We start from the raw sequence: 18,520 nt of genomic DNA, 5'->3' as shown, positions 1-18,520 counted from the left end.
CTGATGGTGTCGACGTCAATGGTATACGGGTGCATCATCAACGTCTTCAACACAGAAAATATCAGTGCGGAATGTTCTGAAAAGCAACACCAGGGCGGGCCCTGCGTTAACGCGGCAGAGGGGAGTGAGATTCCTTGATCGCTCACTTAATCTAATAGGAAAGTTAGTGAGGCCGGAGCTTTGGCTCCGGCCTCCTTATATAAGGGCTCGGCAAAGCCGAGCCACTAAATTTATATCAGCCCCAGAACATATTTGAGAACTGTGCCCGGAGTACATACTCCTAGGGCCGGAATGAGGTTGCTTTCCAACGCATTCCGCAGGGGGCGGCATTATTTTGTAGCGCGAAGCGCGAATCAAAATAATGCCGCATGCCCGAGGACGCGTTGGAAAGCAACCTCATTCCGACCCGAACAGGTCCGTCTACCAGCGCATTTACAAATTCGTAAACTTTTTTGAAAAAAGTGCTTGCACAGTTCTCGAATCATAGGTTATTATCTTCCTCGTTGAACGCGCGGGTCCAACAAAACGAACCGTGAATCAACAACATAGCATGTCGGAGTGGCGGAATTGGCAGACGCGCTAGCTTGAGGTGCTAGTGACCGCTTTTTGGTCATGCGGGTTCAAGTCCCGCCTCCGACACCATCGCATTTGAGAAGCCTCTTCGGAGGCTTTTTTGTTACCGATAGACGGTGGGGTCCACGATGGAAACGCTTGAACGCAACGAGTGGGCAGACGTTGCCCAACTAGTCGAGATCACGAGCGATGCTGTCATCATCTGCGAGCTCGACGGATCCATTCTGCATGTGAATAACCGCTTACTTGGTTTGATGTGCGAGGAACGCGCCGACGTCATCGGTGGAGATGTTAAAGACGTCCTGTACTCGTCCGCTTTTGAACGTGCGACGGAACATCGTCTGCCATTTGAAACTGATGGCTCCGAGAACGAACTGATGCTCAAGCTAAGTGACGGCTCTTTTATTCCCGTCTTGGTTCGTGCGGGCTCCGTAACGCCTCCACGCATCTTTGGGCGCCGCGCACCACGTGTCCTGGTGGCGCTTCACAGTATCGAGGAACAGTATTCTCACGACCGTCAGCTCAAGCGTGCGTTATCGGAGCTTAGAGTGGCGAACAAGCGTCTCTCTGGGACGCTCTCGGTCATTATGAGCACTGTGGGCTCCGATGAGTTACCCAGCCTGCTTGATACCGTTTTGAACCAGCTTGTAGGAACGCTCGATGCTTCTGGTGCCGCTATCTATTTTTCTGAGAGCGGCGGCTTTAAGCTTCGTGGTGTTTCCAAGGAGCTGTACGACAGCTACCTGCCCGAGTTTTTGCCGTATGGCGCTGGCATTCCGACGTATGTTCTTCGCGAGTCGCGTGCCTGTCGCTTGTCGATCCAACAGGACCTTGAGGGCGATAAGGCCGCCTCCGGTATGTTCATGGACCTGGATAATCGTTCAAAGCACCTGTTGCGCATGCAGGATATGCCTCCGTACCGCAGTGAAATCTGTCTTCCCGTTTTTTACGGTACGCAGATCCTCGGCGTGCTGGAAGTTGGTTGGAAACGCCCCCAGGCACCGCTCGCCTATGACGTTAATGTGCTCGAGGTCATTTGCGATTACCTGTCTATCCAGCTGGTCGGCATGGCATCGAGCCTTCGCTCCCGTCGCACGGCCGAGCTTGGTCGTTCCCTCAATGTGCTGCGTGATGAGTTGTTTACCTTTCTAGACGATTCCGCCGCGGCTACCCAGGCGGTGTCGTCCGAGATCTGCAATATGCTCAACTGCCATTTTTGCCCTGTTGAGTATGACGCCAGTCTGGATTCCTACGTCATGGATTTTGAAGGCGGCAGTCGCGTTGCTTTGCCGGACGATCCCGAGAAGCTTTTCTTTTCCACGACGGCGCCAGCGGCACGTCTGGGGGCTGCCCCTGATGGCTTTGAGGCATCTGTTTTGGGCGGCACGAGTGCCGAGGACCTTAAACACGTCCGTATAACTCGCGTTGACGAATCGATGCCTATGGGAGGCTGGCTTAGAGCGCATGGCCTGCCTTGCCAGGGTCTCTACGTCGACGCCGGCATCGAGGCGGGGCGCCCACGCCCTGAGGGCGATGGCAAGCACAGTAACGACGCAATCGTTCCTGCTTCTGTTGCGAAGGGGCCGACGACGCGTGCGCTGCTGCTTCGTGATGGTAGCCAAGAGCCGATTGATGACCTTGAATATGACTACTTGGTGCACTTGGCTCATGACTTTGAACTGATCTATGAAGGCGAATCTCAAAAGCGTGAGGAGCGCCATATCGCTCAGACCCTCCAGATTGGCATGAGAAATTCACTGGGGGATGTTCCGGGAATCGCCGCCGATTCGGTGTACCTGTCGGCCACGAACTCGGCGTTGGTCGGCGGCGATTTCTATACGCTCATCCGTCTTCCCGACGATTGCGCCGTCATGATTCTGGGCGATGTGTCTGGCAAAGGCATTGAGGCTGCATCGATGTCCGCACTCGTCAAGACGGCCCTGACGGCATATGCCTGGGAGGGCGCTGGACCGGCCCGCATGGCACGCTCTCTTAACAGCATGCTTATGGGCTTTTCGAGGGTCGAGACGTTCGTGACGGCCTTTATCGCCAAGATTGACCTTAAAGCCGGACGCGCAACGTATTGTTCGGCGGGCCATCCTCCGACCATGGTCATCAGGCCAGAGTCGATGCCGCTGGGTGGCGGCGAGGCTCGTGGGGGAGAGGTCGAGCTGCTTGGATGCCAATCGGGGGTAATCGGTGCCTTTGAGAGCATGGTGTACGAGACAGGCGTGTTTACGTTCGCTCCTGGTGACATGCTATTTATGTACACCGACGGAACAATCGAAGCGCGTGACCGCTCGGGTGCTTTCTTTGGCGAGCAGCGCCTTCGCGACCTTCTGCTCTCTGTCTCGGGTGAGGGCGTGTCGGGCATTTGCGGCAAGGTCTTGGGCGAGCTTGACCGATTTACCGAATCGGCGCTGGACGATGACATTGCATTGGTGTCCCTTGAGTTTTTACGGGGTCGTTCATAGACGACGCTGGGCGGGCTGAATCCGTACGGTTGGGGAAACGAATGCATCGAGTGGGCTTTTTTGGGGAACCATGGTCGTATGAATGAGTGGAATGACATAGCGGTTTTGACGCCACCAGGCGATATCGACATCGCCACGGTGCCTGCGCTGCGTCGGCGGTTGGATGCTTTGATTGGCCGCGGCGTGCGTCGTGTCGTCATCAACTGTCAGGCTGTTAGCTTTATCGATTCGACGGGCTTGGCATTCCTGCTTACGCGCGCTCGTGAGCTCATGAGGCGAGAAGGCCTGCTTTCGCTCGTCAATGCATCGGGTGAAGTTGTTCGCTTTTTGGAGATTGCTCGTCTTGTCGATATCCTTCATGTCGCGGGGCCGGCACGGGAGTCTATTCCCGCCATTCCGGTGGGGGAGCTGCCTCGCTGGAGTAAGAGCGTCGAGGTCCGTCAGGGTATCGAGAATCTTCCATACTACCGACATCGCATCGCCGAACTCCTTGAATCGCTTCCGTTGCGCCGTGACGAGCGCTACGATGTCGCATTGGCGTCGGGGGAGGCGCTGGGTAATGCCTATGACCATGCGGGCGGTATCGGGTGCGTCCTGACGGTTCAGGCCTATGGCGATCGCGTTGTGGTTGAGGTACTTGATCGAGGTGTCGGCTATTCTATCGATGAAACGAGCGAACCGGTCGCATCAGAGGAGCGCGGCCGTGGTATCAAGCTTATGCGTATGCTCGTCGATAACGTGGAGGTTGCTCGTCGTACGGACGGCGCCGGCACGCGCGTGCAGATGGTGAAGCTGTTTAGCGGAGCGCTGGAGTCGTGTGCCTAGCCAATCGCTTTAGCGCGTTTAGCTACTAAGAACATGCGGCAGACAAGTTTTTTGAAAAAAGTACTTGCGTCTTTTGGACAACTCGCGTAAATTAATAACCCGCAAGCGGACATGGCTCAGTTGGTAGAGCACAACCTTGCCAAGGTTGGGGTCGCGGGTTCGAGCCCCGTTGTCCGCTCCATTGCATTTCCGGACCGTTTAGGCGGTCCTTTTTCGGCGAAGTGGCCAAGTGGTAAGGCAGAGGCCTGCAAAGCCTTTACCCCCGGTTCGAATCCGGGCTTCGCCTCCAGGCAACATCCGGGCGCTCCGGCGCCCGTTTTGTTTTACATATGCGGACATGGCTCAGTTGGTAGAGCACAACCTTGCCAAGGTTGGGGTCGCGGGTTCGAGCCCCGTTGTCCGCTCCAAACGTAACAGCCCGACTACTACGGTAGCCGGGCTTTTTCGTACCCGGCGCATGGGCTCGAACCCGAGAGGGAGCGAGCGTTAAGCAAACGCGGAGCGTTTGTAGCGAGCTGGCGAGGACGCCGGCAGGCGGCCGAAGCTGGTGCGGATCCGCGAAGCGGATACGCGGACGCCCCGTTGTCCGCTCCAACTATCTTACGCGGTTCTAACGAACCGCGTTTTTTGTTGACGCTGCGCGAGCCCCGGGTACCCCATCTTGCCCCTTAATCGTCGGTCGCGTACATAAAGTACGCTTCCCTCCTCTTTCGCGGCAACCTGGGGCACCCGGAGCCCGCTCGCTGTCGTGGCCGGGGGAGTGGGTCTTCCGTTCTTTTCACTAATCGGTCGATTCGTCCCGGGAGGTTCGAACCCGAGAGGGAGCGAGCGTTTTGGGGCGTGGCTGTGGCGTTGTTTGCCGCGAATGTCCGCTTTGGGCGTATCATCGTGGGCATCTCGCAAAACCTCGTTGCAAGGGAGGCGCACCCCATGGCTACAGAAAAGTCCTCTTCGCGCTCATGGATGTCCGATGCCGCGATTTATCAAATCTACCCGCGCTCGTTTAAGGATTCGACTGGTTCGGGTCTGGGCGATATCGCGGGCATTACCCAGCAGATGGACTATCTTGAGCGGCTGGGTATCGAGGCCATCTGGCTGAGCCCGTTTTACCCATCGCCTCTTGTTGATGGCGGCTATGATGTGGCGGACTACTGCGATGTAGACCCACGTCTCGGCTCGCTTGACGACTTCGATGACATGATCGCTGCGGCTCACGCGCACGGCATCAAGGTCATCGTCGACATCGTGCCCAACCATTCGTCCAACCAGCACCCCTGGTTCAAAGCCGCTCTTGCCGCCGGCCCCGGATCGCCCGAGCGCGCCCGTTATATCTTCCGCGATGGTCGCGGCGAGCACGGCGAGCTGCCTCCCACCAATTGGAATGCCAACTTTGGCGGCCCCGCCTGGACGCGCGTCGCGGACGGTCAGTGGTATCTGCACATGTTTACGCCCGAGCAGCCGGACTTTGACTGGTCGTGCCCCGAGGTTCATGCGTTCTTTTGCGACGTCCTGGCGTTTTGGAGCGATCGAGGCGTCGATGGCTTTCGCATTGATGTGGCGCACGGTCTCGCCAAGGATCTCGACCGCGATGACCTCGACCGGTGGCATCTCGCCGAGGGCGATGACATGGTTGAGGACGGCACCCATCCGCTGTGGGACCGCAACGAGGTCCACGAGATCTATCGCGAGTGGCGCCGCGTGTTCGACCGCTATGATCCGCCACGCAGCGCCGTTGCCGAGGCATGGGTGCTGCCCGAGCGCCAGTATCTCTACGCGCGTCCCAGCGAGCTTGGCCAGACATTCAACTTTGAGTTTGCCAAGGCCACTTGGACCTATGATGACATGCACGCTGCAATCGAGGAGGGCTTGAAGGCAGCTATAGAATCCGATTCCGCCTCGACCTGGGTGCTCTCCAACCACGACGTGCCGCGCGTGGCGACGCGCTATGCCCTGCCGCAGATCAAGGCGACGCGCTACCACCAGATTGCGCTCGACTGGCTCTTACGCGACGGGTCGTCTTATGACGAGGACCGTGAACTCGGCGAGCGCCGCGCGCGGGCGGCCCTTTTGCTCGAGCTGGCGCTTCCGGGCTCGGCATACGTGTATCAGGGTGAGGAGCTCGGCCTTTTTGAGGTGGCCGATATCCCGTGGGCCGCACTCGAAGATCCTACTGCGACCAATACGCACGGGCCGAAGCGCGAGAAGGGGCGCGACGGCTGCCGTGTGCCCCTGCCGTGGGTGGCGGCGGACGATCCCGCGCAGGGCGGATCGTTTGGGTTTTCACCGGCGGACGCCGATGCGGCGCCCCATCTGCTGCAGCCTGCATGGTTTTCCGATTACGCTGCCGATAGGGAAGAAGCGGACCCGACATCGATGCTTGCGCTCTATCGTGACGCCCTCTGGCTGCGGCGCAAGCTGCGCGGGTGCGCCAACGATCTTAAGTGGCTTGATCTTGACGGGCGCACCGGCCTTGCGGATGGTGCCGAGGGCGCTGAGGGCGGCGTCATCGCCTATCGCCGCGACAACGGCTGGGCGTGTGTGACGAACTTCGGTGCAGCACCCGTGGAGCTGCCGGCGGGCAGGGTCCTGCTCACCTCATCACCGCTTGTAGACGGCAGGCTCGCGCAGGACAGTTCTGCCTGGATCATGCTCGCCGAGTTGTAGGGGCCTCTTGCGGCGAGTTTGCGTTTGCCTGTGCTTTCCGTGGTGGCTGATGTCTTTGCGAGGTTCGCGAGGGCGTCGCAAAACTTTTCAAAAAAAGTTCTTGCATAGGATGCGGGTATCACGTAAGATTAATCCTCGTAAGCGGACATGGCTCAGTTGGTAGAGCACAACCTTGCCAAGGTTGGGGTCGCGGGTTCGAGCCCCGTTGTCCGCTCCATTTGGGCGTTTAGCTCAGGGGGAGAGCGCTTCCCTGACACGGAAGAGGTCAGAAGTTCAAATCTTCTAACGCCCACCAAATGTTCGCAGCCCAGAGGCTATGTCCTCTGGGCTGTTTTGTTTTGGTCGCCAAATGGGTCGCCAAATCGTCGGCAAAAGGTACCTCGATTCATGAAAGAGCGGTTCTGAGCGTCAGTTTAGCCTTGTCATCTCAATCGAGTGGGGTTGACCATTTTGAACATAACCGTGCACCTCGTTGACGTTTCTGCGATCGATCCCGGCGAGACCGTTGATATGGCATCAATCGCGGGACGTTATGTCTCGCGTGCCTCCAATGGAGATCTCCCCATTGCGTCTCGGAGGGAAGCTGCGGGCGTGGGTCTGCTGCTTCGCGACGCCCTGGGTGTCTTCGACGACACCCAGCTTGCGCGTTCTGCTTTCGGCAAGATCGAGCTTGCGGATGGGGAGGCCCCCTCTATTTCCATTTCACATGGCGGAAGCGTGGCCGTCCTCGCTGTTTCCGATGTTGCTCGGTCGGTCGGAGGACCTATTGGCGTGGATATCGAGGCGGTCGATGAGATTGTACCTATTGCGGTTGAGCGTATGGCGAGCTCAAGGGAACGGGCGTGGATTGACGCTGCGGCAGATTCGCAGGAACGCGCCTTTCGGCTGTGTCGGGTTTGGACGCGTATCGAAGCCGTCCTGAAGGCGGAGGGGTCCGGCTTTTCAATCGATCCCCGCAAAGACGGGTTGCCGAGCGGATGGTTTACTTCCTCGGTGGTGTTTGGCCAGTGTGTCATCTCTTGTGCAGCGCGTTCTATGCCCCATATCGCCATTGAGGAGCATGCCTTTCGGGTAGCATAGTAGCCAATCGCCAACAGGGGAGGCCTTCTATGTCACTGAACGCTAAAAACGATATTGCTTCGCGGATCGAAGGCGCCGTCTTTGAACTTATGGCGACAACGCCTGTGCAATCGATTAAGGTCACCGACGTACTCCGTCTTGCCCATACATCAAAATCAACCTTCTATCGTTGTTACCGCTCTGTCGATGATGTGGTCAAGCGCTTTGAAGATGAGCTGCTCCAGAACATGCAAGACATTAACGACGTTGCCCTTGAGGCTCGTTTTGGTGATGCGCAGCTTGATCCCACGCCCACGATGATCAAGCGCATGGAAATCCTCAAGGCCAATCGCTCGAAAGTCCTGGCGCTTAACAGCGATAACGGTGATCCCGTGTTTGCACACAAGGCAACGATCTTCATGCATGACTATTTTCGCGATCGTTTGCGGTCGACGTTTTCAGATGAGACGGACCTCGATCTGTATCTTGCTTTTGCGCTTGCGGGCCACCATAACCTCATCCAGTATTGGCTCGAAGTCCGGCCTGACCTTGAGGCACGAACCGTTGCCGCCGCGCTCAATCGCATGTTCTACGCACCGCTCTTTGTCGACGATGCATCGCGCCATTGGCATCCGCGGATCCCTGATTTTGAAAAGCCGCTCGGGTGAGCGGCTGTTTTTTAGGGATGAACGGTTGCGCATGCAGTGAACTCAAAGCGTTCCAGCCCTATGAATCGGCTTTAAGCATAGTCATTTATCTGCTATTTGGAACGAAATTTAGCTATGCGTACCAAATGATGGGACACATAGCGGCATTTTGTCCCACGGCACCAAATAAACCACTCTTACACTAAAGCTACGTTCAAAAGAACCACTGCAGTAGTTCAACGTGTGACGGCACAGAAAAGCCGCGAGCGCTCTCTCACCTTCGCTCGCGGCCGGACTGCGCCATCATTTCGTACACCTTCACATGATTAGGATGTGATATTCAGTGGTTACGCTCGGAAAGAACATGCGCAGCGTCTCGATTGTAGGCGTAGGCTGCACCCCGTTCAAGGATTTTGAGGAACATCCCGAGACCCAGGGTATTGGCGAGGGCGAGGCGTTTGGCTATGCGGCCCTCGAGGCAATTGCCGATGCCGGTCTTGAGCCCCGCGATATCGACTTTTTCTATCACGGCAGCGCCAATCCCTATCTCGTTGGTGATTGCATTACCCCCAACATGCAGGTTGCCGATTGGTTTGGCGTTCGTGCCAAGGGTTCCGTCCATCATTCCGAGGCTTGCTGCACGGGCTACGTCGCCCTTGAGCAGGCCGTGATGGCAGTCGCCTCCGGTGCCTACGATGTTGTCCTTACGGGTGCCTGCGATTTGGCTTCGACCCTTCCCGTTGAGCACATGCCCTCCCATATTCGCCAGGACTTTACGCTCGATGTCATGATTCCCTCGCTCGATAAGATCTATGACCGCGCGTATGGTCGCCCGCTCGATGGCGCCTTTGGCGTGTCGTTCGACAACTGGATCAACGAGTATTCGATGCAGTACGACCTTACCGCCGATCAGATCGATGACGCCCTGAACGGCCTTACCAAGAGCCTTCGCCGCGGTGCCGTCCTGAATCCCCTTGCGTGGTATGAGACCACGGTCGAGGAGGATGCGAAGGCAGCTGGGTTCGATACCGCCGACGAGTATCTCAAGAGCATGTACAACCCGCGCGTTACGCAGTACCTGCGCGTTACCGGCTTTGAGAAGAAGTGCGACGGTGCCGCCGCTGTTGTCGTGATGCCCACGGAGAAGGCCAAAGCCATGGGCATGCCGTATGCGCCTATTGAGGTGCTGGGTACGGGCGCCTCTGCCGTCGAAGCCGGCCTGCTTCACAACGAGCACTGGGCTACCGAGCTTGCCGCCAGGCAGGTCTACGACCTTACCGGCGTGAGCCCCGACGAGATCGACCTGTTCATGTGCAATGACTTCTTCCTGGCTTCCGAGATCGTCTCGGCTGAGGAGTGCGGCTATATTCCGCGCGGCGAGGCTTGGAAGTATGCGATCGATGGCCGCACCGCTTTTGACGGCGATAAGCCCATCAACCCGCACGGTGGCCGTTGCAACTTCGGCCACGCTCATGGCGCATCCGGCATCGCCGATATCGTCGAGGCCGTCAAGCAGATGCGCGGCGTCGCCGGTGCAACCCAGATGAAGAAGATTCCTGAGACGGCCTTCCTGCGCGGTTTTGGCGGTTCTCAGAATGTGCGCTGCCAGATTCTTCGTACCGTCGCCTAAGCGACCGCGGTTTTCGATTTCCCATAAGGAGTATTCTCATGCAACTCAAAGATATGGAGCCCGTGGTCAAGAAGTTCTACACGGGTCTTGAAGAGGGTATCTATTGGGCACGTCAGTGCCCCGAGTGCGGAGCCGTCGAGTTTCCGCCTCACCTTGCCTGCAATGCCTGCGGCTACCACAAGACCGATTGGGTCCAGGTTTCCGGTCACGGCCATCTGATTGATTTTACCCTGCCTGGTCCGCAGAACGACAAGCCCTACCTCAAGGAGTATGGCAAGTACGCCTACGGCGCCGTCGATATTGACGAGGGTTCTCAGTACACCTACGTCATCTATGGCATTACCAAGAAGAAGGCCCCCGAGATCCGCGCCAAGCTCATGGCGGGCGAGACCGTGGGCGTCCATGCCAAGGTCATCGACCGGCCGGGCTACAAAGAGCTCACGTTCGAGCTTGACGACTAGGCTTTCACACTAGGCTTTCACCCCTATAACAATTCGCTTCCTCTCTTAGGCCACGGCGGGACCCATGTCTCCAGCCCGCCGTGGCTACCCCTCTTTTTATCTTAGAAAGGCACCATCATGAACGAAGAACTCACTCAGCAGATCTGCGATTTTGCCAAGTCCGCTTACAACTACGATGGCGATGTGACCCCCGAGACGACGTTTGAGACCCTGGGCAAGGGCTCGATGAAGATGATCGCCCTGACCTCCATGATCGAGAACGAGCTCGATGCCGAGGTCCCCGTTCGCGAGGTCATGGTCATGAAGACCATCCGCGAGCTTATCGAGCGCACTGCCGAAGAGATGGAGTAGCTGCCATGGACCTGATGCAGACCCTGCGCGAGCAGGCTGCCGCCAAGCCTATGCGCGTTGCTTTTCCCGAGGGCGAAAACGAGACCATGATGCAGGCGGTCGCAAAGATCGCCGCCGAGCATCTTGCCGAATGTGTGCTGGTCGGCGACGGCGGTAAGCTCAAGGAGCTTGCCGATGAGCGCGACATCTCCCTTGACGGCATCGAGATTGTCGATGTGACCGACGAGGAGGCGAACGCCGCTTGCTGCGAGCGCTATCTTTCGCATCCGGATTGCAAGTTTAAGCCCAAGGGCGCCGCGCGCCGTATGACGCGTCCGCTTGAGCGCGCCCTGATTTTGCAGGTGCTCGGCGATGTCGACGTAATGTTCGCCGGCATTGATAACGCCACGGGCGATATTATCCTGGCGGGTCAGACCATCGTCGGCCTTGCCGACGGGGTGGACACCGTGAGCTCGTGCGGTATCGCCGACATTCCCAACTGGAACGGCGGCGAAGGTGGCCTTTTGGCTTTTGGCGATTCCGCCGTTTGCGTCGACCCTACGAGCGAGGAACTTGCCTCGATCGCGATTTCGTCGAGCGAAACGGTGCGCTCGCTGACCGGATGGGATATCCGTTGCGCGCTGCTTTCGCATTCGACTGACGGCTCGATGGATAACGAGCTCGTCGACAAAGTACGCCGCGCTCGCGAGATTGCCAACGATCGCCGTCCCGACCTTGCCATCGACGGCGAGTTCCAGTTTGATTCGGCGATTAACCCCAAGGTTGCGGCCAAGAAGGTACGTCGTGAGTCCGCTGTTGCGGGACAGGCCAACGTGGTCATCTGGCCCGATATCAACGTGGGCAATATCGGCGTCAAGATCATCCAGAACCTGACCGGCGCCAATGCTTACGGCCCCATGCTTCAGGGCTTCAAGAAGATCGTGTGCGATTGCTCGCGCTCTGCGCCCGTCGACGAGATCGTCGGCAACGTGGTGATGAGCTGCGTGCGCGCCCAGGCGCTTAAGGAGGCTTAAGATATGTCCGATAAAAAGACTCCCTGGCGCATCCTGGTAATCAACCCGGGTTCCACTTCCACGAAAGTGGGCGTTTTTGAGGGTGATGAGTGCAAGCTCAGCAAGAACGTTGCGCACGATGCGAAGGACCTCGCCCAGTTCGATGGGGTTTCGGCTCAGATGCCGTATCGCTGCGATCTGATTCTTGGAGCACTGGGGGAGGCGGGCCTGAAGCTCGAGGACTTTGATGCATTTGTCGGTCGCGGCGGCGGCTTGCTTTCGTTGCCCGGCGGCACGTATGCCATCAACGAGGTCATGCTCGAGCATGCCCGCATCGGTGCGAACGGCATTCAGCACCCGGCGCAGCTTGGCCCCCAGATTGCCCATGAGTTCGCCTCAAAGACGGGAAAGCCCTCTTTTGTGGTGAATCCTCCCGATACCGACGAGCTGTGCGACCTCGCACGTATGACGGGCATTAAGGGCGTGTATCGAAACGTGCACCTGCACGCCCTTAATCTCAAAGAGACTGCCATTCGCCACGCGGCAAAGCTCGGTCGTGCATATGACGAGTGCAACTTTATTGTCTGTCATATCGGCGGTGGCATTTCGATTTCTGCTCACCTTAAGGGCAAGATGGTCGACGGCAACGACATCGTCGGCGGCGAGGGCCCCATGGCGCCGACGCGCTGTGGCTCGGTCCCCGCAATCGAGGTCGCGAAGTATACGGCGGAGCATGGTCTCGACGTTGCCCGCGCCCATTGCATGAAGACCGGTGGCTTCGTTGACCTTTTGGGTACGTCCGATGCCATCGAGGTGTGCGAGCGCGCCGCCGCGGGCGATGAGGCCGCGGCTCGCGCCTGGGATGCGATGGTTTACCAAATCTGCAAGTGGATTGGCGAGATGGCCTGTGTGCTGAAGGGCGACGTCGACGGCATCTTGCTCGGAGGCGGCATGGTCCACAGCAAGGAGCTCGTTGCCTCGATTGAGGAATGCTGCTCTTGGATCGCCCCCGTGTCGGCTTATCCCGGCGAGTTTGAGCTCGAGGCGATGGCGTCTGGCGCCTGCCGCGTGCTCGATGGTGTCGAGGAAGCGCTCGTGTACAGCGGAGAGCCCGTGTTCACCGGATTCAACGACTGATAGTGCTGTGTTTGGGGCGGCCGCTGGTGATGCCTGGCCGCTCCGACCCTTTTCTTTAAGTGTAAGGATGGATCATGGATAAAACCAAGATCAAGTACCTGGTGGGCATTTACGCAGCCGCCATGTGCATCATGGGCATGCTCGTGCCCGTTCCCATCGTGGCCTCTGTTGCGGCCGCGTTTCCCAACGAGAACATCGCTGCCGTTCAGATGATTATCGGCATCATCCCGTTGATGATGGCGTTGTCCGCCATGCTCGTCTCTTCACAGCTTGCCTCTCGCGTGTCCAAGAAGAAGACGACGCTCGTCGGTCACATTATCGTGATGCTGGCAGGCGCCTCGGTGCTGGTGTTCCACGACTCGCTCGGCCAAGTCTTAGCGGCTTCTGCTGTCATGGGCCTTGGTCTCGGCGCCGTGCAGAATTCAACGGACGCTCTTATCGCGGATTACTTTGGCGGAAAGCAGCGCTCGTTTGTCATGGGCATCTACTCCACTTTTGTTGCACTGGGCGGCATTATCTGGACGATGGTTTCCGGCATCTTGGGTTCTGCCGAGTGGTTCCACAGCTATGCGGCGTACTTCATCATGATCATTTTCATCGTAATCGAGGCTGTTTGCCTTCCTGAGGGTCATCTTGAGCCCAAGCGCAAGGTCAACGTGTTTGCCAATATGCCTAAAGAGGTCGCGATTATCACGCTCATGAGCTTTGTGTTCGTACTTACGTTCCAGCTCTTCAGCTCCAACGTTTCGCTGCTTGTTGTAGGTCGCGGCTTTGGCGGTACCGTGGAGGCCGGTCTTGCCTCTACCGTTATGACCGTTGCCGGTATTGCGGCTGGTCTTTTGGTCGGTCCGCTGTTTGCCAAGTTCAAGAACCTGGCTATGCCGATCGCGTGGGGCGTGACGCTCGTTGGCCTGGGCCTGACGCTGGTTGCGCCCGCCTTTATGGTGCTGTGCGTTGCGGGCTTTGTCGTTGCGCTGGGCAAGGAGACCTACGTGCCGCTGGAGGGCAATTTTGCTGCCGGCAACTCTGCCCCCGAGGGACGTGCGTTTAACCTCGCCATTGGCATGGCAGGTATCAACTTTGGCATGGCATTGTCTCCCATTGTGTTTGAGGCCGTGACGTCGCCGTTTGGTGCAACGATTGACCAGAAGTTCATCGCCGGCATGATCATCTGTGCGGCTTGTGTCGTCTTTGGCGCCATTAAGTATCGCAAGCTCACCCCGGCCCAGCTTGCCGAGGCCGAGAAGATGGCAGCCGGCGGCGAGGCGGAGTAGCCGCTCGAGTAGTTGCTTTGCCGTACATCATGTTTTATCGGGGCCGCCGACATATGCCGGCGGCCCTCTTTCTATCAATGACTTTGAAAGGCTTACGGCTATGAAGTTACCTGTCAGGCGCGTTATCGGTATTCTCAACGGCTTCTTTAACCCGCTATTGCTCTGCGCGTTTCTCCCCATCATTGAAGGGGCGCCTGGCTTGGATCTGACGGGCCCCACGGGCTTTTGGGGACAACTCATCGTGGCCACGGTGATCGCCGAGGTTCTGAGCGCACTCCCGCTGTTTGGCAAAACGGTTGGTATGTGCCTGGACTTTTTTGGTTTTGAGCAGGGGAGTGCATCACACAAGATCGCCGGTACGGTCATCGGTGCCACGCTCCTTTTTATGGTGATCGGTTTTGGCGAGATTGCCTTCCAAGGAGGATTCGGAACGATTGAAGGCCGTACATTCTTCGCGCGTTGGGCCGGCCTCGTCACAAAGGGATGGGCCTTTGTGGTTATCGCCGGCGTGCTGCTCGATCCCTTTACAGCGGCTCTCGGCCGCACGATAGTTCGCGAAGAGAAGTAATAGATCCTCGCCTATCGAATGCCGGCGGACGGGGCGCCGGGGCTGTAGTCTTCCGAGCGTTTACAGTCCTGTCGCTCCGTCCGCCGGCATTCGACCGCAACATGTTGGTCAAGCATAATCTTTTGGATTCTTTTGGCGTGAGCGGCTTGGTTTTGGTAGGATTTGTCAGCGGCTTGACTAAGGGGGTTTTATAACTGCCATGCAGGTAGCCGTGTTGGTAACGTTTTACCGACTTGCCAAGAACCCCTCATAATTAATGCGTCTGCAAAATGACCAATTGCTTTGACCTGCTGAAACACTATATGTTGTGTTTGACCTAAAAAAAGAATACAGGATATAGATGCGTCTTTGTCGTATGATAGATGGCGGACAGAGAACGAAGACCTTAACTGCCTCTTTTGAACGTGTCCTTGAGCCGCTTGATCGGCTCCAGGGAATGTCCGCATGGAGGCTTATGGTTTATCGAGAACACAGATTGCGCGACGGCGCCGCAAGACAGGGACAGGCCCTGCCGGGCATCGTTTGGCTCTGAAGCGCAATGAGGCTACGACGCGAAAGAGGCAAGAGGATGAAGATCATCAAGCGCAGCGGCACCGAGGTTGTCTTTGACATCGATAAGATCGTCAATGCCATCCGCGCCGCCAACTTGGAGGTCGAGGAGAGCTCTCGTCTAACTGACCGCCAGGTGGTTTACGCGGCACAAAACGTCGCCGAGGCATGCGAGAACGCGGGCCACACCGTTTCGGTCGAGGAGATCCAGGATTTGGTCGAGGACGAGATTATGCGTCTCGACTGCTACGAGGTTGCCCGCCATTACATCATCTATCGCTATGTTCAGAGCCTGAAGCGCCAGAAGAACACGACCGACGACAAGATTCTGTCGCTGATCGAGTGCAATAACGAAGAGGTCAAGCAGGAGAACTCCAACAAGAACCCGACCGTCAACTCCGTTCAGCGCGACTATATGGCCGGCGAGATTTCCAAGGACCTGACCCAGCGCGTGCTGCTGCCCCAGGAGATCGTGGATGCCCATAATGAGGGCTTGATCCATTTCCACGATTCGGATTACTTTGCCCAGCACATGCACAACTGCGATCTGGTGAACCTGGAGGACATGCTCCAGAACGGCACCGTTATCTCGGGCACGCTGATCGAGAAGCCGCACAGCTTCTCGACCGCCTGCAACATCGCGACGCAGATCATCGCCCAGGTTGCTTCCTCCCAGTACGGCGGCCAGTCTATTTCGCTGACCCATCTCGCCCCGTTCGTTGAGGTGAGCCGTCAAAAGATTCGCGGCGAGGTCGCTCGCGAGCTCGAGGAGCTTGGTGTCTCGGCATCTGCCGAGAAGGTGCGCGAGGTCGTTGAGGATCGCCTGCGCGATGAGATCCGTCGCGGCGTCCAGACGATCCAGTATCAGGTCGTGACCCTTATGACCACCAACGGCCAGGCGCCGTTCGTGACGGTCTTCATGTATCTCAACGAGGCTCGCTCAGCGCAGGAGAAGCACGACCTTGCCATGATCGTGGAGGAGACGCTTCGTCAGCGCTATGAGGGCGTTAAGAACGAGGCCGGCGTGTGGATCACTCCGGCGTTCCCCAAGCTTATTTATGTGCTCGAGGACGATAACGTTTACGAGGATTCCCCGTACTTCTACCTGACTCAGCTGGCTGCGAAGTGCACCGCCAAGCGCATGGTGCCCGACTACATCTCCGAGAAGAAGATGCGCGAGCTCAAGCTGTCTAAGGGCGAGACCGCCGGCAACGGCGATTGCTACACCTGCATGGGTTGCCGCAGCTTCTTGACGCCCGACCGCTCCGGTAACGGATTTAACAACGTAGCCAACGCGCTGAACTATGACCCGACCAAACCTAAGTACTATGGCCGCTTTAACCAGGGTGTTGTGACCATCAACCTGCCCGATGTCGCGCTGAGCTCGCATCAGGACATGGACAAGTTCTGGAAGATCTTCGACGAGCGCCTTGAGCTGTGCCACCGTGCCCTGCTGTGCCGTCATGAGCGCCTGATGGGCACGCTTTCGGATGCCGCGCCGATTCTTTGGCAGTACGGTGCCCTCGCCCGCCTGAAGAAGGGCGAGACGATCGACAAGCTGCTCGTGGGCGGCTATTCCACCATCAGTCTGGGGTATGCCGGCCTGTATGAGTGCGTCAAGTACATGACGGGCCACAGCCACACCGAGAAGGAGGGCACGCCCTTTGCCATGGCCGTCATGCAGCGCATGAACGACAAGTGCGCCGAGTGGAAGGCCGAAAGCGATATCGATTTCTCGCTGTACGGTACCCCGCTTGAGTCGACGACCTACAAGTTCGCCAAGTGCCTGCAGCGTCGTTTTGGCATCATCCCGGGCGTGACGGACAAGGGCTACATCACCAACAGCTACCACGTCCACGTGTCCGAGGAGATCGACGCATTCGACAAGCTCAAGTTCGAGGGCATGTTCCAGCAGCTTTCGCCGGGCGGTGCCATCTCCTACGTCGAGGTTCCCAACATGCAGGACAACCTCAAGGCTGTCATCCGCGTGATGCAGTACATCTACGACAACATCATGTACGCCGAGCTCAACACCAAGAGCGACTACTGCCAGGTGTGCGGCTACGATGGCGAGATCAAGATTGTCGAGGATGACGGCAAGCTGGTGTGGGAGTGCCCCAGCTGCGGTAACCGCGACCAGGAGAAGATGAATGTCGCCCGTCGCACGTGCGGCTACATCGGTACCCAGTTCTGGAACCAGGGTCGAACCGAGGAGATCCGCGACCGCGTGCTGCATCTCTAATACCGCTCCGGGGCTGAGCCGAGAGGGCCGCTTGGGCTTTTGCTCGCTATTTCGGACAGTCCTGCGCAAGACGAAGGCCACATTAAGTGGCCTTCTTTGCGTGCGGAACTCATATCGAGCAAAAGCCCAAGCGGCCCTCTCGGCTCAGCCAAGTTGACGTAGCTGAGATGCAGCGCGCAGTCTGCTCACTCCTCGAAGTTCTTAGCGGAAATGAGTCGACTTGCAATAACGGTTTGCTTGCAGCAACGGTTGAGCTGCAACAAATTTTTTATTGGACCTCGAACCCTATACTCGATGTTCGCTTTGTTCATTGAGTGTTGCTCGCGAGGGGTCTGGAGTATATCGTTCCGCCCGCAGTTTCGCAGGCCAAAGGCCGAGAATGTTTGAGGACGGAATGATATACTCCAGACCCCCCAGGAAGGTTACTTATGAACTACGCGAACATTAAGTATTTCGACATTGCTGATGGGGAAGGCGTCCGCACTTCTCTGTTTGTGAGCGGGTGCCGTCGTGGGTGCAAGAATTGCTTTAACTCTGTTGCGTGGGACTTTGCTGCGGGCGAGCCCTTTGATCGCACCGTCGAGGACAAGATCATCGAGAGCCTCGATCATCCCTTTATCGATGGTCTGACGATTTTGGGCGGCGAGCCTATGGAACCTGAGAATCAGGCGGGACTCGTTGAGTTTGTCGAGCGTGTTCGTGAGGCTTATCCCGTGGAGTCGGGGAAGACTATTTGGTGCTTTACCGGTGACGTGCTCGAGGAGCTTATGCCGGGCGGTCGTCATCATACCGAGGTGACGGATCGCATTCTTGCCTGCCTTGACATGCTGGTGGACGGCCCGTTTGTTCAAGATCTGTACGATATCTCGTTGCGCTTTAGGGGCTCGAGCAACCAGCGCGTGATCGATATGAACGCTACGCGCGCCCGTGCTGAGCGCGAGGGCGTTGCGCTTTGTGATGCGGTTGAACTATGGCGTGATGATCCGGTCTATTCGACCCATACTATGTAGCTTGTGGTCGATGCCGGAGGGCGTGGTACCATAGAGCGAACGTGAAATCGGAAAAGTGAGGCCC

General features: G+C 57.6%; 14 protein-coding genes and 6 tRNA genes. All 20 read left to right on the top strand.

Annotated features, from left to right (window positions below):
• Positions 1-552: 552 nt before the first annotated feature.
• The 20 genes from ACESSC_RS06600 to nrdG all read left to right on the top strand — a co-directional run bounded on the left by ACESSC_RS06600 (position 553) and on the right by nrdG (position 18,456).
• Positions 553-642: transfer RNA gene (locus ACESSC_RS06600), tRNA-Leu, on the top strand.
• Positions 643-701: 59 nt separating this feature from the next.
• The gene (locus ACESSC_RS06595; protein ID WP_373162046.1) at positions 702-3,047 is read left to right on the top strand and encodes a GAF domain-containing SpoIIE family protein phosphatase; all 2,346 of its coding nucleotides are present in this window, start codon (positions 702-704) and stop codon (positions 3,045-3,047) included.
• 78 nt (positions 3,048-3,125) lie between these two features.
• Entirely contained in the window at positions 3,126-3,872 is a 747-nt protein-coding gene (locus ACESSC_RS06590) for an anti-sigma factor antagonist (protein ID WP_035138879.1), read from the top strand.
• Between the two features lie 105 nt (positions 3,873-3,977).
• Positions 3,978-4,053, top strand: a tRNA-Gly gene (locus tag ACESSC_RS06585).
• Positions 4,054-4,087: 34 nt separating this feature from the next.
• Positions 4,088-4,161, top strand: a tRNA-Cys gene (locus tag ACESSC_RS06580).
• A 42-nt stretch (positions 4,162-4,203) separates the two neighbouring features.
• Positions 4,204-4,279 (top strand) — tRNA-Gly (locus tag ACESSC_RS06575).
• 523 nt (positions 4,280-4,802) lie between these two features.
• On the top strand, positions 4,803-6,536 hold the full coding sequence (locus ACESSC_RS06570; RefSeq protein ID WP_373162043.1) for a glycoside hydrolase family 13 protein: 1,734 nt from the start codon (positions 4,803-4,805) through the stop codon (positions 6,534-6,536).
• Positions 6,537-6,677: 141 nt separating this feature from the next.
• Positions 6,678-6,753 (top strand) — tRNA-Gly (locus ACESSC_RS06565).
• 3 nt (positions 6,754-6,756) lie between these two features.
• Positions 6,757-6,831: transfer RNA gene (locus ACESSC_RS06560), tRNA-Val, on the top strand.
• Between the two features lie 296 nt (positions 6,832-7,127).
• Positions 7,128-7,616, top strand: a complete 489-nt coding sequence (locus ACESSC_RS06555; RefSeq protein WP_158551577.1) for a 4'-phosphopantetheinyl transferase family protein — start codon at positions 7,128-7,130, stop codon at positions 7,614-7,616.
• A 29-nt stretch (positions 7,617-7,645) separates the two neighbouring features.
• Complete coding sequence (locus ACESSC_RS06550; RefSeq protein WP_117779246.1) at positions 7,646-8,263, top strand: TetR/AcrR family transcriptional regulator C-terminal domain-containing protein; 618 nt, start codon at positions 7,646-7,648, stop codon at positions 8,261-8,263.
• Between the two features lie 322 nt (positions 8,264-8,585).
• The gene (locus tag ACESSC_RS06545) at positions 8,586-9,872 is read left to right on the top strand and encodes a thiolase family protein (RefSeq protein WP_373162039.1); all 1,287 of its coding nucleotides are present in this window, start codon (positions 8,586-8,588) and stop codon (positions 9,870-9,872) included.
• Between the two features lie 38 nt (positions 9,873-9,910).
• Positions 9,911-10,333: a Zn-ribbon domain-containing OB-fold protein gene (locus ACESSC_RS06540; protein ID WP_117583871.1), complete on the top strand. Its 423-nt coding sequence runs from the start codon at positions 9,911-9,913 to the stop codon at positions 10,331-10,333.
• Between the two features lie 117 nt (positions 10,334-10,450).
• Positions 10,451-10,684 carry an acyl carrier protein gene (locus ACESSC_RS06535; RefSeq protein WP_117806465.1) on the top strand — a complete coding sequence of 78 codons (234 nt, stop codon included), beginning with the start codon at positions 10,451-10,453 and terminating at the stop codon, positions 10,682-10,684.
• A 5-nt stretch (positions 10,685-10,689) separates the two neighbouring features.
• On the top strand, positions 10,690-11,697 hold the full coding sequence (locus tag ACESSC_RS06530) for a phosphate acyltransferase (RefSeq protein WP_373162035.1): 1,008 nt from the start codon (positions 10,690-10,692) through the stop codon (positions 11,695-11,697).
• 3 nt (positions 11,698-11,700) lie between these two features.
• Complete coding sequence (gene buk, locus ACESSC_RS06525; RefSeq protein WP_195404220.1) at positions 11,701-12,813, top strand: butyrate kinase; 1,113 nt, start codon at positions 11,701-11,703, stop codon at positions 12,811-12,813.
• A 74-nt stretch (positions 12,814-12,887) separates the two neighbouring features.
• The gene (locus tag ACESSC_RS06520; protein ID WP_373162033.1) at positions 12,888-14,087 is read left to right on the top strand and encodes an MFS transporter; all 1,200 of its coding nucleotides are present in this window, start codon (positions 12,888-12,890) and stop codon (positions 14,085-14,087) included.
• Positions 14,088-14,187: 100 nt separating this feature from the next.
• The gene (locus ACESSC_RS06515) at positions 14,188-14,655 is read left to right on the top strand and encodes a hypothetical protein (RefSeq protein WP_195404218.1); all 468 of its coding nucleotides are present in this window, start codon (positions 14,188-14,190) and stop codon (positions 14,653-14,655) included.
• Positions 14,656-15,223: 568 nt separating this feature from the next.
• The gene (gene nrdD / locus ACESSC_RS06510) at positions 15,224-17,446 is read left to right on the top strand and encodes an anaerobic ribonucleoside-triphosphate reductase (protein WP_373162031.1); all 2,223 of its coding nucleotides are present in this window, start codon (positions 15,224-15,226) and stop codon (positions 17,444-17,446) included.
• A 428-nt stretch (positions 17,447-17,874) separates the two neighbouring features.
• Positions 17,875-18,456 carry an anaerobic ribonucleoside-triphosphate reductase activating protein gene (gene nrdG / locus ACESSC_RS06505; protein WP_099431453.1) on the top strand — a complete coding sequence of 194 codons (582 nt, stop codon included), beginning with the start codon at positions 17,875-17,877 and terminating at the stop codon, positions 18,454-18,456.
• Positions 18,457-18,520: the final 64 nt, after the last annotated feature.

Origin of the sequence: Collinsella aerofaciens (assembly GCF_964243765.1) — a bacterium.
Taxonomy (GTDB): Bacteria; Actinomycetota; Coriobacteriia; order Coriobacteriales; family Coriobacteriaceae; genus Collinsella; species Collinsella aerofaciens_BU.
This window is presented reverse-complemented; position numbering and strand designations above follow the sequence as displayed.

What these genes read in the sequence shown, in the direction of transcription:
- ACESSC_RS06520 (WP_373162033.1), top strand. Translation starts at nt 12,888, where the DNA reads ATGGATAAAACCAAGATCAAGTACCTGGTGGGCATTTACGCAGCCGCC.
- ACESSC_RS06590 (WP_035138879.1), top strand. Translation starts at nt 3,126, where the DNA reads ATGAATGAGTGGAATGACATAGCGGTTTTGACGCCACCAGGCGATATC.
- nrdG (WP_099431453.1), top strand. Translation starts at nt 17,875, where the DNA reads ATGAACTACGCGAACATTAAGTATTTCGACATTGCTGATGGGGAAGGC.
- ACESSC_RS06570 (WP_373162043.1), top strand. Translation starts at nt 4,803, where the DNA reads ATGGCTACAGAAAAGTCCTCTTCGCGCTCATGGATGTCCGATGCCGCG.
- ACESSC_RS06515 (WP_195404218.1), top strand. Translation starts at nt 14,188, where the DNA reads ATGAAGTTACCTGTCAGGCGCGTTATCGGTATTCTCAACGGCTTCTTT.
- ACESSC_RS06535 (WP_117806465.1), top strand. Translation starts at nt 10,451, where the DNA reads ATGAACGAAGAACTCACTCAGCAGATCTGCGATTTTGCCAAGTCCGCT.
- nrdD (WP_373162031.1), top strand. Translation starts at nt 15,224, where the DNA reads ATGAAGATCATCAAGCGCAGCGGCACCGAGGTTGTCTTTGACATCGAT.
- ACESSC_RS06595 (WP_373162046.1), top strand. Translation starts at nt 702, where the DNA reads ATGGAAACGCTTGAACGCAACGAGTGGGCAGACGTTGCCCAACTAGTC.
- ACESSC_RS06540 (WP_117583871.1), top strand. Translation starts at nt 9,911, where the DNA reads ATGCAACTCAAAGATATGGAGCCCGTGGTCAAGAAGTTCTACACGGGT.
- buk (WP_195404220.1), top strand. Translation starts at nt 11,701, where the DNA reads ATGTCCGATAAAAAGACTCCCTGGCGCATCCTGGTAATCAACCCGGGT.
- ACESSC_RS06530 (WP_373162035.1), top strand. Translation starts at nt 10,690, where the DNA reads ATGGACCTGATGCAGACCCTGCGCGAGCAGGCTGCCGCCAAGCCTATG.
- ACESSC_RS06550 (WP_117779246.1), top strand. Translation starts at nt 7,646, where the DNA reads ATGTCACTGAACGCTAAAAACGATATTGCTTCGCGGATCGAAGGCGCC.